Genomic DNA, 25,355 nt, shown 5'->3' on the forward strand with positions numbered 1-25,355 from the left:
TTGTCTTCTCAATCCGCCAAAACATCTTCGGCGTTGTAAGGTTAAGCCTCACGGTTCATTAGTACCGGTTAGCTCAACGCATCGCTGCGCTTACACACCCGGCCTATCAACGTCGTCGTCTTCAACGTTCCTTCAGGACTCTCAAGGAGTCAGGGAGAACTCATCTCGGGGCAAGTTTCGTACTTAGATGCTTTCAGCACTTATCTCTTCCGCATTTAGCTACCGGGCAATGCCATTGGCATGACAACCCGAACACCAGTGATGCGTCCACTCCGGTCCTCTCGTACTAGGAGCAGCCCCCCTCAATTCTCCAGCGCCCACGGCAGATAGGGACCGAACTGTCTCACGACGTTCTAAACCCAGCTCGCGTACCACTTTAAATGGCGAACAGCCATACCCTTGGGACCTACTTCAGCCCCAGGATGTGATGAGCCGACATCGAGGTGCCAAACACCGCCGTCGATATGAACTCTTGGGCGGTATCAGCCTGTTATCCCCGGAGTACCTTTTATCCGTTGAGCGATGGCCCTTCCATTCAGAACCACCGGATCACTATGACCTGCTTTCGCACCTGCTCGCGCCGTCACGCTCGCAGTCAAGCCAGCTTATGCCATTGCACTAACCTCCTGATGTCCGACCAGGATTAGCTGACCTTCGTGCTCCTCCGTTACTCTTTAGGAGGAGACCGCCCCAGTCAAACTACCCACCAGACACTGTCCGCAACCCCGATTAGGGGCCCACGTTAGAACACCAGCCATTAAAGGGTGGTATTTCAAGGATGGCTCCACGCAGACTGGCGTCCACGCTTCAAAGCCTCCCACCTATCCTACACATCAAGGACCAGTGTTCAGTGTCAAGCTATAGTAAAGGTTCACGGGGTCTTTCCGTCTTGCCGCGGGTACACTGCATCTTCACAGCGAGTTCAATTTCACTGAGTCTCGGGTGGAGACAGCCTGGCCATCATTACGCCATTCGTGCAGGTCGGAACTTACCCGACAAGGAATTTCGCTACCTTAGGACCGTTATAGTTACGGCCGCCGTTTACCGGGGCTTCGATCAAGAGCTTCTCCTTACGGATAACCCCATCAATTAACCTTCCGGCACCGGGCAGGCGTCACACCGTATACGTCCACTTTCGTGTTTGCACAGTGCTGTGTTTTTAATAAACAGTTGCAGCCAGCTGGTATCTTCGACTGATTTCAGCTCCATGGGTAAACCACTTCACCTACATATCAGCGTGCCTTCTCCCGAAGTTACGGCACCATTTTGCCTAGTTCCTTCACCCGAGTTCTCTCAAGCGCCTTGGTATTCTCTACCTGACCACCTGTGTCGGTTTGGGGTACGATTTGATGTTACCTGATGCTTAGAGGCTTTTCCTGGAAGCAGGGCATTTGTCACTTCAGCACCGTAGTGCCTCGTCATCACGCCTCAGTGTTAAAGTGAACCGGATTTACCTGGAACACACACCTACACGCTTAAACCGGGACAACCGTCGCCCGGCCAACATAGCCTTCTCCGTCCCCCCTTCGCAGTAACACCAAGTACAGGAATATTAACCTGTTTCCCATCGACTACGCCTTTCGGCCTCGCCTTAGGGGTCGACTCACCCTGCCCCGATTAACGTTGGACAGGAACCCTTGGTCTTCCGGCGTGCGGGTTTTTCACCCGCATTATCGTTACTTATGTCAGCATTCGCACTTCTGATACCTCCAGCAACCTTCACAGGCCACCTTCAACGGCTTACAGAACGCTCCCCTACCCAACAACACATAGTGTCGCTGCCGCAGCTTCGGTGCATGGTTTAGCCCCGTTACATCTTCCGCGCAGGCCGACTCGACCAGTGAGCTATTACGCTTTCTTTAAATGATGGCTGCTTCTAAGCCAACATCCTGGCTGTCTGGGCCTTCCCACATCGTTTCCCACTTAACCATGACTTTGGGACCTTAGCTGGCGGTCTGGGTTGTTTCCCTCTTCACGACGGACGTTAGCACCCGCCGTGTGTCTCCCGTGATAACATTCTTCGGTATTCGTAGTTTGCATCGGGTTGGTAAGTCGGGATGACCCCCTAGCCGAAACAGTGCTCTACCCCCGAAGATGAATTCACGAGGCGCTACCTAAATAGCTTTCGGGGAGAACCAGCTATCTCCCGGTTTGATTGGCCTTTCACCCCCAGCCACAAGTCATCCGCTAATTTTTCAACATTAGTCGGTTCGGTCCTCCAGTTAGTGTTACCCAACCTTCAACCTGCCCATGGCTAGATCACCGGGTTTCGGGTCTATACCCTGCAACTTAACGCCCAGTTAAGACTCGGTTTCCCTGCGGCTCCCCTATACGGTTAACCTTGCTACAGAATATAAGTCGCTGACCCATTATACAAAAGGTACGCAGTCACCCAACAAGTGGGCTCCTACTGCTTGTACGTACACGGTTTCAGGTTCTTTTTCACTCCCCTCGCCGGGGTTCTTTTCGCCTTTCCCTCACGGTACTGGTTCACTATCGGTCAGTCAGGAGTATTTAGCCTTGGAGGATGGTCCCCCCATATTCAGACAGGATACCACGTGTCCCGCCCTACTCTTCGAGTTCACAGCCTGTGTGTTTTAGTGTACGGGAGTATCACCCTGTACCCTGCGACTTTCCAGACGCTTCCACTAACACACAAGCTGATTCAGACTCCGGGCTGCTCCCCGTTCGCTCGCCGCTACTGGGGGAATCTCGGTTGATTTCTTTTCCTCGGGGTACTTAGATGTTTCAGTTCCCCCGGTTCGCCTCGTTTGACTATGTATTCATCAAACGATAGTGCAACGAATTGCACTGGGTTTCCCCATTCGGACATCGCCGGCTGTAACGGTTCATATCACCTTACCGACGCTTTTCGCAGATTAGCACGTCCTTCATCGCCTCTGACTGCCAGGGCATCCACCGTGTACGCTTAGTCGCTTAACCTCACAACCCGAAGATGTTTCGTAAAACATCATCGTGTCGCGAAAATTTGAGAGACTCGAACACACATAACATGTGTGTCGTTTCAATTTTCAGCTTGATCCAGATTTTTAAAGAGCAAAATTTCACAATGCACTTCACAGTACATTTTGAAATTTATCATTCATCAGACAATCTGTGTGAGCACTACAAAGGCAGGTTCTTTAAGGTAAGGAGGTGATCCAACCGCAGGTTCCCCTACGGTTACCTTGTTACGACTTCACCCCAGTCATGAATCACAAAGTGGTAAGCGCCCTCCCGAAGGTTAAGCTACCTACTTCTTTTGCAACCCACTCCCATGGTGTGACGGGCGGTGTGTACAAGGCCCGGGAACGTATTCACCGTGGCATTCTGATCCACGATTACTAGCGATTCCGACTTCATGGAGTCGAGTTGCAGACTCCAATCCGGACTACGACATACTTTATGAGGTCCGCTTGCTCTCGCGAGGTCGCTTCTCTTTGTATATGCCATTGTAGCACGTGTGTAGCCCTACTCGTAAGGGCCATGATGACTTGACGTCATCCCCACCTTCCTCCAGTTTATCACTGGCAGTCTCCTTTGAGTTCCCGACCGAATCGCTGGCAACAAAGGATAAGGGTTGCGCTCGTTGCGGGACTTAACCCAACATTTCACAACACGAGCTGACGACAGCCATGCAGCACCTGTCTCAGAGTTCCCGAAGGCACCAAAGCATCTCTGCTAAGTTCTCTGGATGTCAAGAGTAGGTAAGGTTCTTCGCGTTGCATCGAATTAAACCACATGCTCCACCGCTTGTGCGGGCCCCCGTCAATTCATTTGAGTTTTAACCTTGCGGCCGTACTCCCCAGGCGGTCGACTTAACGCGTTAGCTCCGGAAGCCACTCCTCAAGGGAACAACCTCCAAGTCGACATCGTTTACAGCGTGGACTACCAGGGTATCTAATCCTGTTTGCTCCCCACGCTTTCGCACCTGAGCGTCAGTCTTTGTCCAGGGGGCCGCCTTCGCCACCGGTATTCCTCCAGATCTCTACGCATTTCACCGCTACACCTGGAATTCTACCCCCCTCTACAAGACTCCAGCCTGCCAGTTTCGAATGCAGTTCCCAGGTTGAGCCCGGGGATTTCACATCCGACTTGACAGACCGCCTGCGTGCGCTTTACGCCCAGTAATTCCGATTAACGCTTGCACCCTCCGTATTACCGCGGCTGCTGGCACGGAGTTAGCCGGTGCTTCTTCTGCGGGTAACGTCAATCGACAAGGTTATTAACCTTATCGCCTTCCTCCCCGCTGAAAGTACTTTACAACCCGAAGGCCTTCTTCATACACGCGGCATGGCTGCATCAGGCTTGCGCCCATTGTGCAATATTCCCCACTGCTGCCTCCCGTAGGAGTCTGGACCGTGTCTCAGTTCCAGTGTGGCTGGTCATCCTCTCAGACCAGCTAGGGATCGTCGCCTAGGTGAGCCGTTACCCCACCTACTAGCTAATCCCATCTGGGCACATCTGATGGCAAGAGGCCCGAAGGTCCCCCTCTTTGGTCTTGCGACGTTATGCGGTATTAGCTACCGTTTCCAGTAGTTATCCCCCTCCATCAGGCAGTTTCCCAGACATTACTCACCCGTCCGCCACTCGTCACCCGAGAGCAAGCTCTCTGTGCTACCGTTCGACTTGCATGTGTTAGGCCTGCCGCCAGCGTTCAATCTGAGCCATGATCAAACTCTTCAATTTAAGTTTGATGCTCGTAGAATTAAACTTCGTAATGAATTACGTGTTCACTCTTTGAGACTTGGTATTCATTTTTCGTCCGAGGACGTTAAGAATCCATGTCACTTTGAGTGCCCACACAGATTGTCTGATAAATTGTTAAAGAGCAGTGCAACGCGGCTTTCGCTCACCGTTGCGAGGTGGCGTATATTACGCTTTCCTCTTTCAGAGTCAAGCGTTTAATTTCGCTTTTCTCTGCCGGCATTCATCGCTGAATCCCGTTGACCCGGCGGCTTACGTGCCGTTGTTCCGTGTCAGTGGAGGCGCATTATAGGGAGTAATTCTGAAGTGACAAGGGCTAAATGCAAAAAACTTTTCAACCGCCTCTTTTTTCATCATTACGGCGCGTGATGTAGCAAAAAACCGGCGTTTTGCCGTTTTAACCAACGAAGCAAGCCGTCAGATGGCATACTGGTAAGGTAAAAAAGAGAAAGGAACGGCATTGTATGTCTTTAAGCGCACAGCAGTTGGCGGCACAAAAGAATATATCCTGGGTATTAGCGGAGAAGCTGGCTCAAAAAATTTTGACCGGTGAATATCAGCCAGAAAGTATCCTTCCAGGCGAGATGGAACTGGGCGAGCAGTTTGGCGTGAGCCGCACCGCCGTGCGTGAAGCGGTGAAGACGCTAGCGGCAAAAGGCATGCTTTTACCACGACCGCGCATCGGAACGCGGGTGATGCCACGCAGCAGCTGGAACTTTCTCGATAAAGAACTCCTGGCCTGGTGGTTAACAGAAGATAACTTCTCCGATGTTGTCAGCCATTTCCTCGTGATGCGCGGCAGTCTGGAACCTCAAGCCTGTTTTCTGGCGTCAACGTCAGGCACGCCGGAGCAAAAAGCCCAGCTTAACGCCTTGATGGAGGAGATGATTGAGCTAAAGAGGAACTTTCAGCGCGAGCGCTGGATTGAAGTCGATATGGCCTGGCATGAACATATATATGAAATGAGCGGCAACCCTTTCCTGATCTCTTTCGCCTCTTTATTTCATTCGGTCTATCACACCTACTTCACATCAATTACTCAAAATGAAGTGGTGAAGCTGGATCTGCATCAGGCAATCGTTGATGCCATTCTGGATAGCGACGGCTCGCGAGCGCTTAACGCCTGCCAGGCGTTGCTGAGTGCCCCCAATCATTCCGACAAATCGCAAGGGTAACGAATGACCAAAAAGAAAGGCCGCAGTATGGCCGGGCTGCCATGGATCGCAGCGATGGCTTTTTTTATGCAGGCGCTCGACGCCACCATTCTGAATACAGCCCTTCCCGCTATCGCCCATAGTCTCAACCGTTCACCGCTAGCGATGCAATCGGCCATCATCAGCTATACGCTGACGGTGGCTATGCTTATTCCGGTCAGTGGTTGGCTGGCCGACCGTTTCGGCACGCGGAAAGTATTTATCATCGCCGTCAGCCTGTTCACACTCGGTTCTCTTGCCTGCGCCCTGTCAAACTCGCTGATGGAACTGGTTATTTTCCGCGTCATTCAGGGAATCGGCGGGGCAATGATGATGCCAGTAGCGAGGCTGGCGTTACTGCGTGCCTATCCGCGCAGCGAACTGCTGCCGGTACTCAACTTCGTCACGATGCCTGGGCTGGTTGGCCCCATTCTTGGCCCCGTACTCGGCGGCGTTTTGGTCACCTGGGCTAGCTGGCATTGGATTTTCCTGATTAATATTCCCATCGGCATTATCGGGATCGTGTATGCCCGCAAATATATGCCGGATTTCACCACGCCCCGTCGCCGCTTCGACACGCTCGGTTTTATACTGTTTGGCCTGAGCCTGGTGCTGTTCTCCAGCGGAATCGAGCTGTTTGGCGAGAAAATTGTCGCCACATGGATGGCTTTGGCCGTTATCGCTCTGAGCATCATTTTACTGTGGGCCTATATTCGCCACGCTCGCCGTCATCCCACGCCGCTCATTTCACTTTCTTTATTTAAGACGCATACCTTCTCTGTCGGGATCGCGGGGAACCTGGCCACGCGCCTGGGTACCGGTTGCGTTCCGTTCCTGATGCCGCTGATGTTACAGGTTGGCTTCGGTTATCCGGCGATTATCGCCGGATGCATGATAGCGCCTACGGCTATTGGTTCGATTATTGCGAAATCAACCGTCACCCAGATACTTCGCTGGTTTGGTTATCGTAAAACGCTGGTCGGGGTCACGATATTTATCGGCCTGATGATCGCTCAGTTTTCGCTGCAAACTCCGGATATGTCAATCTGGATGCTGCTGCTGCCGCTATTCGTTTTGGGAATGGCGATGTCCACTCAGTTCACCTCAATGAACACCATCACGCTCGCCGATTTAACGGATGACAATGCCAGCAGCGGCAACAGCATGCTGGCTGTTACTCAGCAGCTTTCTATTAGTCTTGGGGTCGCCGTTAGCGCGGCGGTGCTGCGGTTTTATGAAGGATTCGATAGCGCAAATACCATTGAGCAGTTCCACTACACCTTTATTACCATGGGGGCAATCACCGTGGTATCGGCGCTGGTATTTACCTTATTAAGAGCAAAAGATGGCCGCAACCTGATTAAGGAGCGGCACAAGCGTTAAGCTGAACCGCGAACCACTAGCTCGGGGGTTAACTGTACGCGTTGCTGTTTTTGCCCAGGATCGGCCATGCGGTGAATCAGCACATCGATGGCCAGCTCGCCCAGTTCATCTTTCGGTTGATGAATTGTGGTTAACGGCGGCGTCATATAGCGCGCCAGTTCAATATCGTCATAACCCACCAGCGCCATATCCTGAGGGATGCGCAGACCGCCCTGATAAAGGGCCTGGTAGGCGCCCACCGCCATCGCATCGTTACCGATAAACACCGCCTGCGGCAGCGTTGATAGGGTCAGCAGCTTCTGCATGGCGCTAAATCCGCCGCCAAACTCAAAATCGCTGCTAATCACATAGCCTTCAGGTACCGTGAGTCCGGCCCGAGCCATCGCTGAATGATACCCCTCCAGGCGCAGCCGGGCAGGCGTTTTATCCAACGGACCCGCAATACAGGCAATTCGCGTGTAGCCCTGGTCGATCAGATACTTCGTCGCCATATCGCCACCCAGCAGAGAGTTATCCTGAATCAGATCGCTATCGCCGTCGAACGGCGCCCAGTCCATCATCACCGTCGGAACAGAAGGGTAACGCTGCATGATCTCCGGCGAAGGTTGATGCGTTTCAGTGCACAGCAACAGTAAACCATCGACGCGCTTTTGCATCAGCGTCTCCAGATTACGGTTCATGCGCTGCTCATCGCCTTCGGTATTACACAGCACCAGGCTATAACCCCGCTCGAAGCAGCTGCGCTCCACGCCGCGTACCAGCTCCGAATAAAACGGATTGGTACTGGCGGTAATGAGCATACCTATAGTGCGGGTTTGATTTAATTTGAGACTACGCGCCAGCGCGGACGGCGCGTAGTTCAGGCTTTTAATCGCAGCGTCGACTTTAGCGGTAATCGCTTCGCTAACGAAACGGTCTTTGTTAATGACATGAGAAACCGTCGAAGTGGAAACGCCCGCGATGCGGGCTACATCCTTCATGGTGGCCAAGCGTTACCCCTGTTGACGTAAAAATTCGTCTATTTCTTTTCGCCAGGGCACGGAGGGCTGAGCCCCTTTTCGGGTGACGGCGATAGCCGCAGCTGCATGGGCAAAACGAATTGCCTCCGCCAGTTCGCGACCTTCAAGCAGCGCGGTGACCAGCGCGCCATTAAAGGTATCGCCAGCGGCAATGGTGTCAACCGCCTGCACTTTAAATCCCGGAACCCGACGACCGTTACCTTCGCTGCTGGCCCATACACCACGGCTGCCAAGCGTAATGATCACCGTACCAATACCTTTATCATGGAGCACTTTAGCGGCTTTTGCCGCATCCTCGTCGTTTTCCACGCGCACGCCGGTGAGCTTTTCCGCTTCGGTCTCGTTAGGGGTAATGATATCCACCAGCATTAACAGTTCATCCGGCAATTCACGCGCCGGAGCAGGATTGAGTATGACCGAGGTTTGATTTTGGTGAGCAATTTTCGCCGCCGCCAGTACGCTTTCCAGCGGTGATTCCAGCTGCATCAGCAGCGCCTGCGCGCTGGCAATACGCTCTTTTTCCGCATCAACCTGCGCAACGCAGAGCGCGGCATTAGCACCGGCGTGAATACCGATGGTGTTTTCACCTTCAGCGTTGACAAAAATCAGCGCCACGCCAGTTGATTCTCCGGAAACGGCCCTGACCGGCGCGACGTCGATATTATCGCTGTCCAGCTGACGACGAACGCGTTCGCCAATATCGTCATCGCCGGTACAGGCGATAAAGGAGATATTTGCCCCGCTGCGTCCGGCGGCAACCGCCTGGTTTGCCCCCTTACCGCCGAAAGCGACCTGATAATGATGACCGGTGACAGTTTCACCGGGCGTAGGGAAGGCGTCGAGATTAAGGATGTGATCGGCGTTGATACTGCCAAGGACGACAAGTTTGCCTGCGGTTTTCATAATCAATATTCCCGGAAAGCGCGCCACCGGAATCCGGTGGCGCATGCCCTGCTTTTCTTTATTATGTTGTCCCTCGGACCGTCGCCGATCCGAATCGCACATTATTGCTTAATGACCAGTTTCAACTCAACCGGATAGCTGGTTTCCACTTTTTCGCCCTTCAGCACTTTATCGGCTGTCTCAACGCCTTTCACGCCGATCTGCTCCGGTAACTGGGCGATGGTCGCTGCCAGTTTGCCACTATTTACCGCTTTTTCGCCATCCGGAGTGCCATCAAATCCAACAACCATCACATCAGATTTGCCCGCCGTTTGCAGCGCACGCAGCGCGCCCAGCGCCATTTCATCATTCTGGGCAAATACCGCCTGTACATCCGGATGTGCGGTCAGCAGGTTCTGCATGACGTTCAGGCCCTTAGTGCGGTCAAAATCTGCCGGTTGGCTGGCCAACACGTTAAACTTATGTGCAGCCACGGCCTGCTGAAAACCTTCGCCACGCTCGCGCGCCGCGGATGTCCCCGCAATGCCCTGTAGTTCAATGATCTTCGCGCTTTCGCCGACTTTTTTGGCGATAAAGTCACCGGCCATTTTTCCGCCCAGCACGTTATCAGACGCGATATGACTAACTACGTCACCTTTTGATGCCTGACGATCAAGGGTGATAACCGGAATTTTCGCCTGGTTAGCCAGCTTCACGGCATTACCAACCGCATCGGAATCCGTTGGGTTGATCAGCAGCAGTTTGGTGCCACGGACGGTTAAATCCTGAACGTTAGCCAACTCTTTTGCCGGGTTGTTCTGTGAATCCAGAACCACCAGGTTATAGCCAAGTTTATCCGCTTCTTTTTGCGCACCCTCTTTCAGAGAGACAAAGAACGGGTTGTTAAGGGTTGAGATAACCAGAGCGATAGTGTCTTTTGCCATCGCGTTTGCACTTACGGTCGCACTTAGCGCTACAGCAGAGACCAGGGTCGCCAGTTTTTTCATATTCATAGTTAAGATGTCCTGTAGAGTTCTCAGTTACTGCTTCTTGTTATCTACCAGTACCGCCAGCAAAATAACCACCGCTTTCACGATCATCTGGTAATAGGATGAAACACCTAATAAATTCAGTCCGTTGTTCAGAAAGCCAAGGATCAACGCACCAATCAACGTGCCGACAATACGCCCTTTACCGCCCGCGAGGCTGGTACCACCCAGCACCACCGCCGCAATTGCATCCAGTTCATATCCGGTGCCCGCCGTCGGCTGCGCGGAGGAGAGACGCGCGACCTCAATAATACCGGCCAGCGAGGCCAGCATGCCGCACAAAGAATAGACGATGATCTTAACTTTATTCACGCTGATGCCGGAAAGACGCGTTGCCGCCTCGTTACCGCCGAGGGCGTAGATATAACGGCCCAGACGGGTATGGTGCAGCATGTACCAGGCGGCCAGGAAGACAAACGCCATAATCCACACCGGCGTTGGGATCCCCAGCGGACGACCAATCCCGAACCAGCCAAACAGATCGGCATTATCGGTAAAACCGGTATTCACCGGGCTACCGTTGGTATACACCATCGTCACGCCGCGCAGCAGCAGCATCATCACCAGCGTAGCGATAAATGCCTGGACGCGCCCTTTCGCCACAATCACGCCGGTAACGGCGCCAATTGCCGCCCCTAACGCCAGCGCAGCGGCTACGGCCACCAGCGCGTTAACCTCAATTCCGACAATCGACGCAGCGACCGCGCCGGTCAGCGCCAGCAGGGAACCGACGGACAGGTCGATGCCCGACGTCAGGATAACCAGCGTCATCCCTACCGCCATAATGGCGTTAACTGAAGTTTGTTGCAGGATATTGAACAAGTTATTCACGGTAAAAAAGTTGGGGCTCATGGTCGAAACAATCGCAATCAGCACCAGCAGGGCTATCAGCGATTTTTGCTCCATCAGCCACGCTTTTGTGAAGTAGCGACGACCAGAAACAGCCGGGTTATTCATCTTTTTTACTCCTGATTCACACGGTTAAGCTTGCCCACAGCGGCAGCCATCAATACTTCCTGGGTGGCCTGCTCGCGTGTGAATTCACCGCCGAGATGCCCTTCATGCATCACCATGATGCGATCGCTCATGCCCAGCACTTCCGGCATCTCCGAAGAGACCAGAATGATGCTCAGGCCTTCGGCTTTAAACTGGTTAATCAGCTGGTAGATCTCTTTCTTCGCACCAACGTCGACGCCGCGGGTCGGTTCATCAAGGATCAACACTTTCGGACGAGTCATTAACCCGCGGGCGATCGCCACCTTCTGCTGGTTACCGCCCGAAAGCAGCCCAATAGCCTGCTCCATCGACGGCGTTTTCACATTAAACAGGCGGATAAAATCACCTACCGCCTGCTGTTCATCTTTATGCTTTAGGCTACCGCCGCCGCGGCTGAAGTAACGCAGCGCGGTTAGCGACATATTCTCTTTAACCGACATGCCGAGCACTAAACCATCGCGCTTGCGGTCTTCAGAGATGTAAACAATGCCGTTGGCCAGGCCATCCTGCGGAGAACGAGCGACAACTTCGCGCCCATCAAGAGTCACCGAGCCGCTGCTGCGCGGCAGCGCACCGTACAGCACCTTCATCAGTTCGGTGCGACCGGCGCCCATCAGCCCGGCGACGCCGAGAATTTCACCCTGGCGCAGAATAAAGGAGATATTCTCCACGCCTGAGCCGCACAGGTTGTCGACCTTAAGGCGAACCTCACCCGGGGCTTTGTCCAGACGCGGATACTGATCCTCCAGCTTGCGGCCGACCATCATCTCAATAAGCAGATCTTCATCCAGGCTGGCCACTTCGCGCTCGGCGATAAACTGCCCATCGCGAAATACCGTGACGTCATCGCAAATCTCGAAGATCTCTTTCATACGGTGAGAGATATAGACAATACCGCGCCCCTGCGATTTCAGTTCGCGGATCACGCGGAACAGGGATTCGGTCTCAGTATCGGTTAGCGCGTCGGTGGGTTCATCCATAATGATGACCTTCGACTCAAAGCTCAGTACTTTAGCGATCTCGACCATCTGCTGATCGCCGATCGACAAATCGCCCACCAGCTTCTGGCTATTAAAACGTAGATTCAGCTTTGCCAGCAGCTTATCGGCTTCGGCGTACATCATCTTCCAGTCAATTTTGCCAAAGCGATTCACAAACTCACGACCAAGGAAAATGTTCTCGGCGATCGTCAGTTGCGGGATCAGGTTGAGCTCCTGGTGGATGATGCCGATTCCGGCTTCCTGAGAAGATTTGGGTCCGTTGAAGGTGGTTTCTTTCCCCAGCCACAGCAGCGAACCGGCATCGCGGGAGTAAATACCGGTCAGCACCTTCATCATGGTGGACTTGCCGGCACCGTTCTCGCCGACCAGCGCCATCACGCGGCCCGGATAGACATTTAGCGAGGCGCCGGAGAGCGCCTTGACGCCAGGGAACGCTTTATCGATCCCTTTTAATTGCAATAACGCTTCCATATCGGCGACCTCAGAACGTCACGCCGGCACAGAGAATAACGTTCGCATACGGGGAACACTCCCCGCTGCGAATCACCGCCTGACTGTCTGCGGTTTCTTTTTTAAACTGCTCATGACTGGTGTAACGAATTTCAATAGTGTTTCCCTGGTGCTGCTGCAGCTGCTCAAGGTGATTGAGCAACGTCGCGTGGAGCTGCGGATTAAGAGTTTTAATCTCTTCCGCGAGGATAGCCGCTTCAACCTGCATTTCGCTCGTCACCACCTCCAGAACCTGCATAAAGGAGGGCACCCCGTGGGTTAACGCCATATCAATACGTGCGCTGCTGCGGGGAACCGGTAAACCAGCGTCGCAAACCACCAGCGTATCGGTATGACCCAGACGGGAGATAACTGACGAAATATCAGCATTGAGGACGGTACCTTTTTTCATTTTCTCTTTTGCTCCACTAGCGAAACGTTTCGCTGGTATTAGTATTAGCAATAAGAGAACAGAAAACCATCACCAGATGTGAGAATTGTGATCGTCATCGAAACGTTTCGCAACGCAGAAGCGAGAAAGTCCGAAGTGAGTAGATAAAACAAAAAAGCCCTTCGTCAAGAGGGGCCTTAGCGAATCAGATCTCAACCTGAGTGCCGAGCTCAATAACCCGGTTAGGCGGGATTTCGAACTGGTCCGGCGCTCGCAGGGCGTTGCGCTGCAGCAGCAGATACAGCTTGCCGCGCAGGCGCAGATACCATGGCCGCTTGCCGATGATCAACGACTCATGCGACATAAAGAAGGAGGTCTCCATCATCCGGCAGCTCAGACCTTCCAGCCCGCAGCGGTGGAAAACCTCTTCGACATTCGGCGTTTCGCGCCAGCCGTAGCTGGCAACGACGCGCCAGAACGATGGCGATATCTGTTCAATCTGCACGCGACGAACGTTATGTACGTACGGCGCGTCTTCGGTACGCAGCGTGAGCAAAATCACCCGCTCGTGCAGCACCTTGTTATGCTTCAGGTTGTGCAACAGCGCGAAAGGAATCACGTTCAGCGCCCGAGACATATAAACAGCGGTACCCGGCACACGAACCGGCGGCGATTTTTCAAGAGAAGAGATCATCGCCTCCAGAGAGTTACCGTGCTCATGCATCCGACGCAGAAGGCGGAAACGCTCGCTCTTCCAGGTCGTCATGATGGTAAACATCACCAGACCGAGGGTCAGAGGCAGCCAGCCGCCGGAGACGATTTTATCGAGGTTCGCAGAGAAGAGCGGGATATCAATGCACATAAAGGCAACCAGCAGCAGGGCCACTACGAACTTATTCCAGTGCCAGTTTTGACGCGCCACGGTCGTGAACAGAATAGTGGTCAGCACCATCGTTCCCGTCACCGCAATACCGTATGCCGCCGCCAGATTCGAAGAGTGCTCAAAGTTAACAATCACGATAACCACCGAGATATACAGCAGCCAGTTGATGAACGGGATGTAAATCTGCCCGGACTCCATTTCCGAGGTATGAATAATACGCATTGGCGACAGGTATCCCAGACGCACCGCCTGACGAGTCAGGGAGAAGACGCCGGAGATAACCGCCTGGGAAGCGATAACCGTCGCCAGGGCGGCAATAATCAGCATCGGAATCAGCGCCCACTCCGGGGCCAGCAGAAAGAACGGGTTTTTAATTGCTTCCGGGTGTTTGAGCAGCAGCGCCCCTTGGCCAAAGTAGTTCAGCACCAGCGAAGGCAATACCACCGAAAACCAGGCCAGACGAATAGGTAATTTACCGAAATGCCCCATATCGGCATACAGCGCTTCCACGCCGGTGATTGACAGCACCACCGCCCCCAGCGCCACAAACGAAACGGTTTTATATTCAAGGAAGAAATGAACCGCCCAATACGGGTTCAGCGCCTGCAGCACCTCCGGATTAGCGAAGATACTGCGTGCCCCCAGCACCGCCAGTAGCAAGAACCAGATCAGCATAATTGGCGCGAACAGCTTGCCCACCATGCTGGTACCGTGCTTTTGAATGGCGAATAATAGCGTCAGAACAATAATGGAGATGGGCACAACCCAAGTATCCAGGTCGGGAGCGATAATTTCCAGCCCCTCTATCGCCGACATCACCGAGATGGCAGGCGTAATCACCACCTCGCCATAAAAGAAGCTGCCGCCGATAAGCCCAAGGATCACCAGTACGGATGTCGCACGTGCGGAGGTATTACGCCCCGCCAGCGACATTAACGTCAGGATGCCACCTTCACCGGCGTTATCTGCCCGCATCACGAATGTGATGTACTTGAGCGATACGGTAAAAATTAATAGCCAGAAAATGAGCGACAGGAAGCCAAAAACAGCATCACGCTCAACGCCAAAGCCAAACTGGCCTGACAGACATTCACGAAGTGTATACAGTGGGCTGGTGCCGATATCGCCGTATACCACGCCGATTGCCGCCAGCGTTATTGCCGGCAGCGATTGCTTATTATCAGTGCTCATAGACTAGTCTTTTCGTTTATAAAACAAATGTGTGCCTAGTCCCTTGGCCCACAAAAAGCGCACAGTATGCACGATTATTTGCTGAATCGTACCCCTAACTGACATCATCTTAACCTGACTCAAAGAAAATAAATCGATTCTTCAGGCTATTACCACCCCTAATCAAACATCTATACTCGACCTAACAACGACATTCTAAAAAGCACGCAACTCTATTATGGCTCAATCACATTTACTGGCAGAAAGAATTTCCCGGCTCAGCGCCGCGCTGGAAAAAGGACTCTTCGAACGCAGCCACGCAATACGCCTTTGCCTGCTTGCCGCCCTCAGCGGCGAGAGCGTTTTTCTGCTGGGCCCGCCGGGGATCGCCAAAAGCCTGATTGCCCGTCGCCTCAAGTTCGCCTTTCAGCAGGCTCGCGCATTTGAATACCTGATGACCCGTTTCTCCACGCCGGAAGAAGTCTTTGGCCCACTCTCCATTCAGGCGCTGAAAGATGAAGGGCGCTATGAGCGTTTGACCGCCGGCTATCTTCCGGAAGCCGAAATTGTTTTTCTCGATGAGATCTGGAAAGCGGGCCCGGCGATTCTCAATACGCTACTGACGGCGATAAACGAACGCCATTTCCGTAACGGGGCGACCGAAGAGAAAATCCCCATGCGCCTGCTGGTGGCGGCGTCAAACGAACTCCCGGAGGCGGACAACAGCCTGGAAGCCTTATACGACCGTATGCTTATCCGGTTATGGCTGGACAAGGTACAGGATAAAACTAACTTCCGCTCAATGCTGGTAAGCCAGCAGGACGAGAACAGTAATCCAGTCCCGGCGAATTTGCAGGTCAGCGACGAGGAGTTCCTGCAATGGCAGCAGGATATCGGCAACGTGAAGCTACCGGACAGCGTGTTTGAACTCATATTCCAGCTGCGCCAGCAGCTAGATACGCTGCCGAACGCGCCCTACGTCTCAGATCGTCGCTGGAAAAAAGCGATTCGTCTGCTGCAGGCCAGCGCCTTTTTCAGCGGTCGCGACACCATTGCGCCAATAGACCTGATCCTGCTGAAGGATTGCCTGTGGCACAACGTTGAGACAATGAACCTGATGTCCGCGCAACTGGAGACCTTAATGACCAGCCACGCCTGGCAGCAGCAGGCGATGCTCACTCGACTGGGGTCGATAGTCCAGCGGCGCATTCAGCTTCAACAGCAGCAAAGCGATAAGACCGCGCTAAAAGTCACCCGTCTCGGCGGGATGTTCAGCCGGAAACCTCATTATGAACTGCCTGCTGAAGTGCAGGACCCCACGCTAACGCTGCTTCTCCAGCAGCCGCTCAAACTGCACGATCTGGAAGTCATTCATATTACGTTCGTTCGTGAAGAGCTCGCTCATTGGCTGGAGAAAGGCGGTGAGATCCGCGGCAAGCTCAACGGTATTGGTTTTGCCCAGCAGCTGAATATGGATGTCGATACCAGCCAGCACCTTGTCGTGCGCGACGTCAGCTTACAGGGATCGCGGCTCTCCCTGCCCGGTAGCGAATCACGGGAAAATATGCCGGCCGAAATCCGGCAACAGCTGGAGGCGCTGGACGACGAATGGCATCAGCAACATAACCGCTTTAGCGAACAGCAAAAATGTCTGTTTATCCCCGGCGAGTGGCTGGGGCGTATTGAAGCCAGTCTTCAGGACGTCGGCGCGCAGATTAAACAGGCCCGCCAGTCATGACCCTGGACATGCTGAATGTCATGCTGGCAGTCGGCGAAGAGGGCATGATCGATGAGATGCTGCTGGCGCTGCTGGCGGCGCCTCAGCTAGCGGTATTCTTTGAAAAATTCCCGCGGCTCAAAAATATTATCGCCGCCGACATCCCTCGCTGGCGGGAAGCGGTGAGATCGCGGCTAAAAGAGACCAACGTCCCGCCCGAGCTGGATGCGGAAGTTCAGTGCTATCAGCAGTCACAACGGCTTTCCACCTCGCAGTTTATCGTCCAGCTTCCGCAAATTCTGAGCCAGCTGCATAAGCTCCACTCCCCGTTCGCCAGTCAGGCGCAGCAGCTGGTGGATGACAACAGTACCTTTACGCCAGCGCTGCACACATTATTCCTCCAGCGCTGGCGCCTGAGCCTGGTGGTGCAGGCTACCTCTCTTAATCAGCAGCTGCTGGATGAAGAGCGCGATCAGCTGCTGAGCGAAGTTCAGGAGCGCATGACCCTTAGCGGCCAGCTGGAGCCGGTACTGGTGGAAAATGACAATGCTGCTGGGCATCTGTGGGACATGAGTGCCGGAGAGCTGAAGCGCGGCGATTATCAGCTGATCGTTCGCTACGGGGATTTTTTATCTCAACAACCTGAGCTCATGCAGCTAGCCGAACAGCTGGGACGCTCGCGTGAAGCGAAAGCGGTGCCGAAAAAAGATGCGCCGATGGAGACCTTTCGCAGCCTGGTGCGCGAACCGGCCACCGTGCCGGAGCAGGTCGACGGGCTTCAGCAGAGCGACGATATTCTGCGTCTGCTGCCGCCAGAGCTGGCCACCCTCGGCATTACCGAGCTGGAGTTTGAGTTCTACCGCAAGCTGGTTGAAAAGCAGCTGCTGACCTATCGGCTACACGGCGATGCGTGGAAGGAAAAGATCACCGAACGGCCGGTCACGCGCCAGGACGTTGACGAACAGCCGCGCGGGCCGTTTATTGTCTGCGTCGATACTTCCGGCTCAATGGGGGGGTTCAATGAACAGTGCGCCAAGGCGTTTTGTCTGGCGTTGATGCGGGTCGCTCTGGCGGATAACCGCCGCTGCTTCATTATGCTGTTTTCCAGCGAAGTGGTGCACTACGAACTCACCGGCCCGCAGGGGCTGGAGCAGGCGATTCGTTTCTTAAGTCAGCGCTTTCGCGGCGGCACCGATCTGGCCAGCTGCTTCCGGGCGGTGATTGAGCGTATGCAGAATCCGCAGTGGGTCGATGCTGATGCGGTGGTGATTTCCGATTTTATCGCCCAGCGCCTGCCGGATGAGGTGATCAATAAGGTGGGAGAGCTACAGCATAAACATCAACATCGTTTTCATGCGGTGGCGATGTCGGTACACGGTAAGCCCGGCATTATGCGCGTTTTCGATCATATCTGGCGCTTTGATACCGGGTTGCGTAGCCGCCTGCTGCGACGCTGGCGGCGTTAATCACTGATTAAAGAAGAGCAGCAACGCTTTGACGAACCTGCGTTGGCCACACGCCGCACTGCACCTGGCCGATGTGATCCAACTGCAGAAGCAGCATCGTCAGGCGTGACTGGCCAATGCCGCCGCCGATAGTCTGCGGCATCTCCCCGCGTAGCAGCGCCTGGTGCCATTCCAGCTTCAGGCGATCTTCATCACCGGTTATCGCCAGCTGACGCTTCAGCGCTTCGGCATCCACGCGGATCCCCATTGAAGAGAGTTCGAATGCATCTTCCAGAACCGGGTTCCATACCAGAATGTCGCCGTTCAGGCCCGCATAGCCTTCAGCGGCAAGCGTACTCCAGTCATCGTAATCAGGCGCGCGAACGTCGTGGCGCTGGCCATCAGAAAGCTTACCGCCGATACCGATCAGAAATACCGCGCCCAGCTCTTTTGCGATTGCCCTCTCGCGGCCCTTGGCATCGAGATCCGGATAACGGCTTAAAAGCTCCTGGCTGTGAACAAAGTGGATCTTCTCCGGCAAGAACGGCGTGAGGCCAAACTCTTTACTGACTGCATCCTCGGTGGCTTTGATCCCAGCATAGATCGCTTCAACGGTTGCTTTCAGCGTGCCGCAATGGCGTTCTTCATCCCCCATTACGCGCTCCCAGTCCCACTGGTCAACGTAGACGGAATGGATGGCGGTTAACCGGTCTTCATCGGGGCGAAGGGCCTTCATGTGCGTGTACAGCCCTTCGCCCGCGCTGAAGTCGTGTTGTCCCAGGGTTTGACGCTTCCACTTCGCCAGCGAGTGAACCACTTCGAACTGGGCGTCAGGCAGTGTTTTCACTTTGACCTGAACCGCTTTTTCGCAACCAGAGAGGTTATCCTGCGTCCCATCGCCCACGCGGCTTAAGATCGGCGCCTGGACTTCTATCAGGCCGAGCTTCTCTTCAAGCTGGCGGGAAAAGTGTGACTTAACGAAACTAATCTGGCGTTGTTTTGCGATGTATGCGGTTTTCATTTTTTATAACTCCTGCGTCCTGTTGCCATTGATTAAGCAACAAAACAGCGCTGCAATTCAATAATCCAACAACAAAAAGCCTACATCGATTTTGATTCATTAAAATTTGAGGCTAAAATAGAAATATTCGTCAAACTTCATAAGAAAATCCTATGGAAAATTATCAGATCGACAATCTGGACCGCGGCATCCTTGAGGCTCTCATGGCCAACGCGCGTACCGCCTATGCTGAGCTGGCAAAACAGTTTGGCGTCAGCCCGGGGACCATCCACGTTCGCGTAGAGAAAATGAAGCAGGCCGGAATTATTACCGGCGCGCGTATAGACGTGAGCCCCAAGCAGCTGGGTTACGATGTGGGATGCTTTATCGGCATTATTCTGAAGAGCGCGAAAGACTACCCCTCGGCGCTGGCCAGGCTAAACAGCCTGGATGAGGTTACCGAGGCGTATTACACCACCGGGCACTACAGCATCTTTATAAAAGTGATGTGCCGTTCGATTGACGCTCTCCAGCATGTACTTATCAACAAGATCCAAACAATTGATGAAATTCAGTCCACTGAAACGCTGATCGTCCTGCAAAACCCGATTATGCGCACCATCCGCCCATGATCGGGCTTTTTAATCCCACATTTTTCCACAGGTAGATCCCAGCTCGCTCACAGCGTACAATACGCCACTCTGAATAGTGGAGCGGGCGATCATGGCAGAGATAACTCTAATCAGCGGCAGTACGCTGGGTAGCGCAGAATATGTATCAGAACATCTGGCGGAAAAGCTGGAAGAGGCTGGTCACAGCACGACTATCCTGCACGGACCGCTGATCGAAGATCTGCAGCCGCAGGGGATCTGGCTCGTTATCTCTTCGACGCATGGCGCCGGGGACATTCCCGATAATCTTCTGCCTTTCTATGAAGCGCTTCAGGAGAAGCAGGTCGATCTTTCTGCAGTCCATTTTGGCGCAATCGGCATTGGTAGCCGCGAATACGATACCTTCTGCGGAGCGATTGATAAGCTCGAGGCTGCGCTCAAAGCCTGCGGGGCAAAACAGATCGGTGAAACGCTCAAAATTAACGTCCTCGAACATGAAATTCCGGAAGATCCGGCCGAGATTTGGCTGGGATCCTGGAAAAACTTGCTCTGAGAATTGTAAAGATCATACTTTCTTCTGTGGATAACTATGCTTAAAAGCTTGGATCAACCGGTAGTTATCCAAAGTATAACCGTTGTCTGATTTTTGTGCTGTGTATAACCCTTCATTTTGATCCCAGCTTATACGGACCAGGATCACCGATCATTCACAGAAAGCGATCCTTCTTAAACGGTTGATCCTAAACCGCGGATCTGACTTATCCACAAGACAAGCCGATCCTAATAAGAGATCACAATAAAACAGATCTCTAAATAAAAGATCTTCTTTTTAATACTCAGGATCCCGGCGCTTTCTCGAAAGGCTAAAGTTGAGTAGAATCCACGGCCCGGGCTTCAATCTATTTTCAAACCGCTTTATGCGAGGCATACCACCATGTTTTATCAGGATCCTTTTGACGTCATCATCATTGGCGGGGGTCATGCAGGCACTGAGGCCGCGATGGCCGCAGCGCGAATGGGTCAACAGACTCTGCTTTTGACACACAATATCGACACGCTGGGGCAGATGAGCTGCAACCCGGCGATTGGCGGCATTGGGAAAGGACACCTGGTAAAAGAAGTGGATGCGCTTGGCGGCCTGATGGCGAAGGCCATTGACCACGCAGGCATCCAGTTTAGGATACTAAACGCCAGCAAAGGCCCTGCCGTACGGGCGACTCGCGCTCAGGCAGACCGAGTGCTGTACCGGCAGGCCGTACGGACCGCGCTAGAAAACCAGCCCAACTTAATGATCTTCCAGCAGGCGGTGGAAGATCTGATTGTTGAGAACGATCGTGTTGTCGGTGCCGTCACCCAGATGGGGCTTAAATTCCGCGCCAAAGCGGTAGTACTGACCGTCGGAACCTTTCTCGACGGTAAGATCCATATTGGCCTCGATAACTACAGCGGCGGCCGTGCAGGGGATCCTCCTTCGATCCCGCTGTCCCGCCGTTTGCGTGAACTGCCGCTGCGCGTCAGCCGCCTGAAAACCGGTACCCCGCCGCGTATCGACGCAAGGACGATTGATTTTAGCGTTCTGGCACAGCAGCACGGCGATAATCCGATGCCGGTCTTCTCGTTTATGGGGGATGCTTCTCAACATCCGCGTCAGGTGCCGTGCTACGTCACGCATACCAACGAGAAAACTCATGACGTGATCCGTAATAACCTCGATCGTAGCCCGATGTATGCCGGCGTAATCGAAGGGATCGGCCCCCGCTACTGTCCTTCGATCGAAGACAAGGTCATGCGCTTTGCCGATCGCAACCAGCACCAGATCTTCCTCGAGCCGGAAGGACTGACGTCCAACGAGGTTTATCCAAACGGTATCTCCACCAGCCTGCCGTTCGATGTCCAGATGCAAATCGTCCGCTCAATGCAGGGGATGGAAAATGCAAAAATCGTTCGTCCTGGCTACGCTATTGAGTACGATTTCTTTGACCCGCGTGACCTGAAACCGACGCTGGAAAGTAAATTTATCCATGGCCTGTTCTTTGCCGGCCAGATTAATGGCACGACCGGTTATGAAGAAGCTGCCGCTCAGGGCCTGCTTGCCGGCCTGAACGCCGCCCGTTTCTCCTCCGAGAAAGAGGGATGGGCGCCCGGCCGCTCTCAGGCATACCTTGGCGTCCTGGTGGACGATCTCTGTACTCTTGGCACCAAAGAACCGTACCGCATGTTTACCTCACGCGCGGAATACCGCCTGATGCTGCGTGAAGACAACGCCGATTTGCGCCTGACCGAACAAGGCCGTGAACTGGGTCTGGTGGATGACGAACGCTGGGCGCGCTTCAACCAGAAGCTTGAAAGCATTGAACGTGAACGCCAGCGCCTCAAAGCCAGCTGGGTTAATCCGCTGGCGGAAAGCGCTGCGGAAGTGAATGCTCAGCTGACTGCGCCTTTATCCCGTGAAGCTAACGGTGAAGATTTGCTCCGTCGTCCGGAAATGACCTACGAACAGCTGGTGCAGATGACGCCGTTCTCGCCGGGTCTTGAGGATAAGCAAGCGGCTGAACAGGTTGAAATTCAGGTAAAATACGAAGGCTACATCGCGCGCCAGCAGGATGAAATCGAGAAACAACAGCGCAACGAGAACACGTTGCTGCCCGCTACGCTTGATTATCGCCAGGTGAATGGGTTGTCGAACGAGGTCATTGCCAAGTTGAACGACCATAAGCCGTCTTCGATAGGACAGGCATCGCGTATTTCCGGCATTACGCCTGCGGCAATCTCGATTTTGCTGGTGTGGTTGAAGAAGCAGGGAATGCTGCGCCGTAGCGCCTGATTTTCCACTGAACAATACATTGGCGGATAACGCATCTGACGTCCGCCAGGTTAATTTCTCAGCCCGGTTAGCGAATCGCCTCCGGGCTCATTGTTTTAAACAGGTACCGATCGTGCTCAACAAACTTTCTCGTCTGCTTGATGAAGCAGGTATTTCACTTACCGATCACCAGAAAAACCAGCTTGTCGGCTACGTTGGCATGCTGGATAAGTGGAATAAGGCCTATAACCTGACCTCGGTTCGCGATCCTGCCGAGATGCTGGTACGCCACATCCTCGATAGCATTGTTGTTGCGCCATTCCTTAAAGGAACGCGTTTTATCGATGTCGGTACGGGCCCTGGCCTGCCGGGGATCCCGCTGGCTATCGTGCGTCCTGAATCCCACTTCACCCTGTTAGACAGCCTTGGCAAGCGAGTTCGTTTCCTCCGCCAGGTCCAGCATGAGCTAAAACTGGATAACGTCACCCCGGTACAAAGCCGTGTGGAAGAGTTCCCGGCAGAGCCGCCGTTTGACGGCGTCATTAGCCGCGCATTTGCGTCGCTGAATGACATGGTGAGCTGGTGCCATCATTTACCCGCCGAGAACGGTCACTTCTATGCGCTCAAAGGGTTAGCGCAGGAAGATGAAATGGCAAATTTACCGGAAGGGTTCGTCATTAAAGATGTTGTCGAACTGCATGTGCCTCAGCTGGAAGGGGAGCGTCACCTTGTGGTGATTCAGCCAAAAATGATTTAATTTTTATCAAAAAATGTGAAAAAAAGACGGGCCGTGCATGTTACAAAAATAGAAGTCACGGCAGGGTATTATCGGACGGTCTTTAACCATGAAGTTACCATGGTTTTTCTTTCCGTTAACTTTTCCCGATTGCTTTACCAACAGAATAGTCAACATTGAAAATATCAGTACGCTAAAAATCTCGCTGCTTGCCGTTCATACTGATGTTAAATATTTATTATGAATGTCAATAAAAGGTTTTTATTGTATATGGGATTGTTTTAGAAAGAATACCTGGTTTTTATGTTGAATATCAAACGGATAAAAAATTGGGTTTTATGTACAGAATTAATTCGATTTCGCGAAAAATGTTTATTATGTGATCTGATGCACGCTTTAATTGCCGATTTTACGCGGTATTTGCAGTTTTGCATGACTGCTCACAGATTGGTGAAATGCATGAAAAGTTGTCTGTCGGAAAATAATTAAACATTTATTCACTATTTTGCTACTTATTGTTTGAAATCACGAGGCGTCACCGTATAATTTGTCCGCTTTTTGATGCTTGACTCTTCGTCTTAAAGGACGTTTTATACGACACGCGACATACCTCGAAGGGAGCAGGAGTAAAAACGTGATGTCAGTGTCGCTCTTGAGTCGAAACGTTGCTCGTAAGCTTCTGTTTATTCAGTTACTGGCAGTAATAGCAAGTGGACTGCTGTTCAGCCTCAAAGACCCTTTCTGGGGCATCTCCGCGGTGAGTGGAGGTTTGGCGGTTCTTTTGCCAAACATGATATTTATGATTTTTGCCTGGCGTCATCAGGCGCATACACCAGCTAAAGGCCGAGTGGCCTGGTCCTTCGCCATCGGTGAAGCCTTCAAGGTGTTGCTGACCTTCGCCTTTCTGGCGGTGGCGCTGGCGGTTTTGAAAGTGGTATTTTTGCCGCTGATAGTGACGTGGGTTTTGGTGCTGGTGGTACAAGTTCTGGCGCCAGCTGTAATTAACAACAAAGGGTAAAAGGCATCATGGCTTCAGAAAATATGACGCCGCAGGATTACATAGGCCACCATCTGAACAACCTTCAGCTGGACCTGCGTACATTCTCGCTGGTGGATCCGCACAACCCCCCGGCCACCTTCTGGACGCTCAACATTGACTCCATGTTTTTCTCAGTGGTGCTCGGTCTGTTATTCCTGTTTATGTTCCGCAGCGTGGCTAAAAAGGCGACAACCGGCGTACCTGGTAAATTCCAGACCTTCATTGAGATGATCATCGGCTTCGTCCATGGCAGCGTCAAAGATATGTATCATGGCAAGAGCAAGGTCATTGCTCCGCTGGCCCTCACCGTGTTCGTCTGGGTATTCCTGATGAACCTGATGGATCTGCTGCCTATCGACTTTATCCCTTGGATCGGCGAACACGTTCTCGGTCTGCCTGCTCTGCGCGTGGTGCCGTCAGCTGACGTTAACATCACCCTGTCGATGGCGCTTGGCGTATTTATCCTGATTCTTTTCTACAGCATCAAAATGAAAGGCGTGGGCGGGTTCGTTAAAGAACTGACCCTGCAGCCGTTCAATCACTGGGCGTTCATTCCTGTCAACTTAATCCTTGAAGGGGTAAGCCTGCTGTCAAAACCTGTATCACTGGGTCTGCGACTGTTCGGCAACATGTATGCCGGTGAGCTGATTTTCATTCTGATTGCTGGCCTGTTGCCGTGGTGGTCACAGTGGATTCTGAATGTGCCATGGGCCATTTTCCACATCCTGATTATTACGCTGCAAGCCTTCATCTTCATGGTTCTGACGATCGTCTATCTGTCGATGGCATCTGAAGAGCATTGATTTTTACCAACATACTACGTTTTAACTGAAACAAACTG

18 protein-coding genes and 2 rRNA genes are annotated in these 25,355 nt (G+C 53.1%); 10 read left to right on the plus strand and 10 right to left on the minus strand.

Annotated elements, in window-relative coordinates:
* Positions 1-37: 37 nt before the first annotated feature.
* A 23S ribosomal RNA gene (locus K7H21_RS27760) occupies positions 38-2,943 on the minus strand.
* A gap of 206 nt (positions 2,944-3,149) precedes the next feature.
* Positions 3,150-4,689, minus strand: a 16S ribosomal RNA gene (locus K7H21_RS27765).
* The 16S and 23S rRNA genes sit together here, the layout of an rRNA operon.
* 482 nt (positions 4,690-5,171) lie before the next feature.
* Between K7H21_RS27765 and K7H21_RS27770 the strand changes: the two genes are divergently transcribed.
* The gene (locus K7H21_RS27770) at positions 5,172-5,882 is read left to right on the plus strand and encodes a FadR/GntR family transcriptional regulator (protein ID WP_142469245.1); all 711 of its coding nucleotides are present in this window, start codon (positions 5,172-5,174) and stop codon (positions 5,880-5,882) included.
* Between the two features lie 3 nt (positions 5,883-5,885).
* Complete coding sequence (gene mdtD, locus K7H21_RS27775) at positions 5,886-7,283, plus strand: multidrug transporter subunit MdtD (RefSeq protein ID WP_087828634.1); 1,398 nt, start codon at positions 5,886-5,888, stop codon at positions 7,281-7,283.
* On the opposite strand, the gene rbsR is transcribed toward mdtD, so the two are convergent.
* The 7 genes from rbsR to kup form a co-directional block, all read right to left on the minus strand.
* Positions 7,280-8,263: a ribose operon transcriptional repressor RbsR gene (rbsR, locus tag K7H21_RS27780; protein ID WP_185910065.1), complete on the minus strand. Its 984-nt coding sequence runs from the start codon at positions 8,261-8,263 to the stop codon at positions 7,280-7,282. The two genes, mdtD and rbsR, sit on opposite strands and share 4 nt — an antisense overlap.
* A 12-nt stretch (positions 8,264-8,275) precedes the next feature.
* Positions 8,276-9,208, minus strand: coding sequence for a ribokinase (gene rbsK, locus K7H21_RS27785; RefSeq protein ID WP_162626102.1), 933 nt, complete (start codon positions 9,206-9,208; stop codon positions 8,276-8,278).
* A 98-nt stretch (positions 9,209-9,306) separates the two neighbouring features.
* The gene (gene rbsB / locus K7H21_RS27790) at positions 9,307-10,197 is read right to left on the minus strand and encodes a ribose ABC transporter substrate-binding protein RbsB (RefSeq protein ID WP_004127061.1); all 891 of its coding nucleotides are present in this window, start codon (positions 10,195-10,197) and stop codon (positions 9,307-9,309) included.
* Positions 10,198-10,224: 27 nt separating this feature from the next.
* Positions 10,225-11,190 (minus strand): ribose ABC transporter permease, encoded by a 966-nt coding sequence (gene rbsC, locus K7H21_RS27795; RefSeq protein WP_004127059.1) that lies wholly within the window; start codon positions 11,188-11,190, stop codon positions 10,225-10,227.
* A 5-nt stretch (positions 11,191-11,195) separates the two neighbouring features.
* Positions 11,196-12,701 (minus strand): ribose ABC transporter ATP-binding protein RbsA, encoded by a 1,506-nt coding sequence (rbsA, locus tag K7H21_RS27800; protein ID WP_004127057.1) that lies wholly within the window; start codon positions 12,699-12,701, stop codon positions 11,196-11,198.
* 10 nt (positions 12,702-12,711) lie between these two features.
* Entirely contained in the window at positions 12,712-13,131 is a 420-nt protein-coding gene (gene rbsD / locus K7H21_RS27805) for a D-ribose pyranase (protein ID WP_004127055.1), read from the minus strand.
* Between the two features lie 184 nt (positions 13,132-13,315).
* The gene (gene kup / locus K7H21_RS27810) at positions 13,316-15,184 is read right to left on the minus strand and encodes a low affinity potassium transporter Kup (protein ID WP_004127053.1); all 1,869 of its coding nucleotides are present in this window, start codon (positions 15,182-15,184) and stop codon (positions 13,316-13,318) included.
* A 217-nt stretch (positions 15,185-15,401) separates the two neighbouring features.
* Here kup and ravA point away from each other — a divergent pair, with 217 nt between their 5' ends.
* The gene (gene ravA / locus K7H21_RS27815) at positions 15,402-16,901 is read left to right on the plus strand and encodes an ATPase RavA (RefSeq protein ID WP_004127051.1); all 1,500 of its coding nucleotides are present in this window, start codon (positions 15,402-15,404) and stop codon (positions 16,899-16,901) included.
* A complete protein-coding gene (gene viaA / locus K7H21_RS27820) occupies positions 16,898-18,346 on the plus strand; it encodes an ATPase RavA stimulator ViaA (protein WP_004127049.1) in 1,449 nt (482 codons plus the stop codon). Before ravA ends, viaA begins: the two co-directional genes overlap by 4 nt.
* Positions 18,347-18,353: 7 nt before the next feature.
* Here viaA and asnA read toward each other — a convergent pair whose 3' ends face one another.
* Positions 18,354-19,346: an aspartate--ammonia ligase gene (asnA, locus tag K7H21_RS27825; RefSeq protein ID WP_004127047.1), complete on the minus strand. Its 993-nt coding sequence runs from the start codon at positions 19,344-19,346 to the stop codon at positions 18,354-18,356.
* A 152-nt stretch (positions 19,347-19,498) separates the two neighbouring features.
* Here asnA and asnC point away from each other — a divergent pair, with 152 nt between their 5' ends.
* The 6 genes from asnC (at position 19,499) to atpB (ending at position 25,317) form a co-directional block, all read left to right on the plus strand.
* Positions 19,499-19,957: a transcriptional regulator AsnC gene (gene asnC, locus K7H21_RS27830; protein WP_004107306.1), complete on the plus strand. Its 459-nt coding sequence runs from the start codon at positions 19,499-19,501 to the stop codon at positions 19,955-19,957.
* Positions 19,958-20,048: 91 nt separating this feature from the next.
* A complete protein-coding gene (gene mioC / locus K7H21_RS27835; protein ID WP_004127045.1) occupies positions 20,049-20,489 on the plus strand; it encodes an FMN-binding protein MioC in 441 nt (146 codons plus the stop codon).
* A 381-nt stretch (positions 20,490-20,870) separates the two neighbouring features.
* Entirely contained in the window at positions 20,871-22,760 is a 1,890-nt protein-coding gene (mnmG, locus tag K7H21_RS27840) for a tRNA uridine-5-carboxymethylaminomethyl(34) synthesis enzyme MnmG (protein WP_004127044.1), read from the plus strand.
* A gap of 112 nt (positions 22,761-22,872) precedes the next feature.
* The gene (gene rsmG, locus K7H21_RS27845; RefSeq protein WP_004127042.1) at positions 22,873-23,496 is read left to right on the plus strand and encodes a 16S rRNA (guanine(527)-N(7))-methyltransferase RsmG; all 624 of its coding nucleotides are present in this window, start codon (positions 22,873-22,875) and stop codon (positions 23,494-23,496) included.
* 616 nt (positions 23,497-24,112) lie between these two features.
* Positions 24,113-24,493, plus strand: coding sequence for a F0F1 ATP synthase subunit I (gene atpI, locus K7H21_RS27850; protein ID WP_004127040.1), 381 nt, complete (start codon positions 24,113-24,115; stop codon positions 24,491-24,493).
* A gap of 8 nt (positions 24,494-24,501) precedes the next feature.
* A complete protein-coding gene (gene atpB / locus K7H21_RS27855; protein ID WP_004127037.1) occupies positions 24,502-25,317 on the plus strand; it encodes a F0F1 ATP synthase subunit A in 816 nt (271 codons plus the stop codon).
* Positions 25,318-25,355 lie beyond the last annotated feature (38 nt).

Source organism: Klebsiella sp. CTHL.F3a, from assembly GCF_019890895.1.
Lineage (GTDB): Bacteria > Pseudomonadota > Gammaproteobacteria > Enterobacterales > Enterobacteriaceae > Klebsiella > Klebsiella grimontii.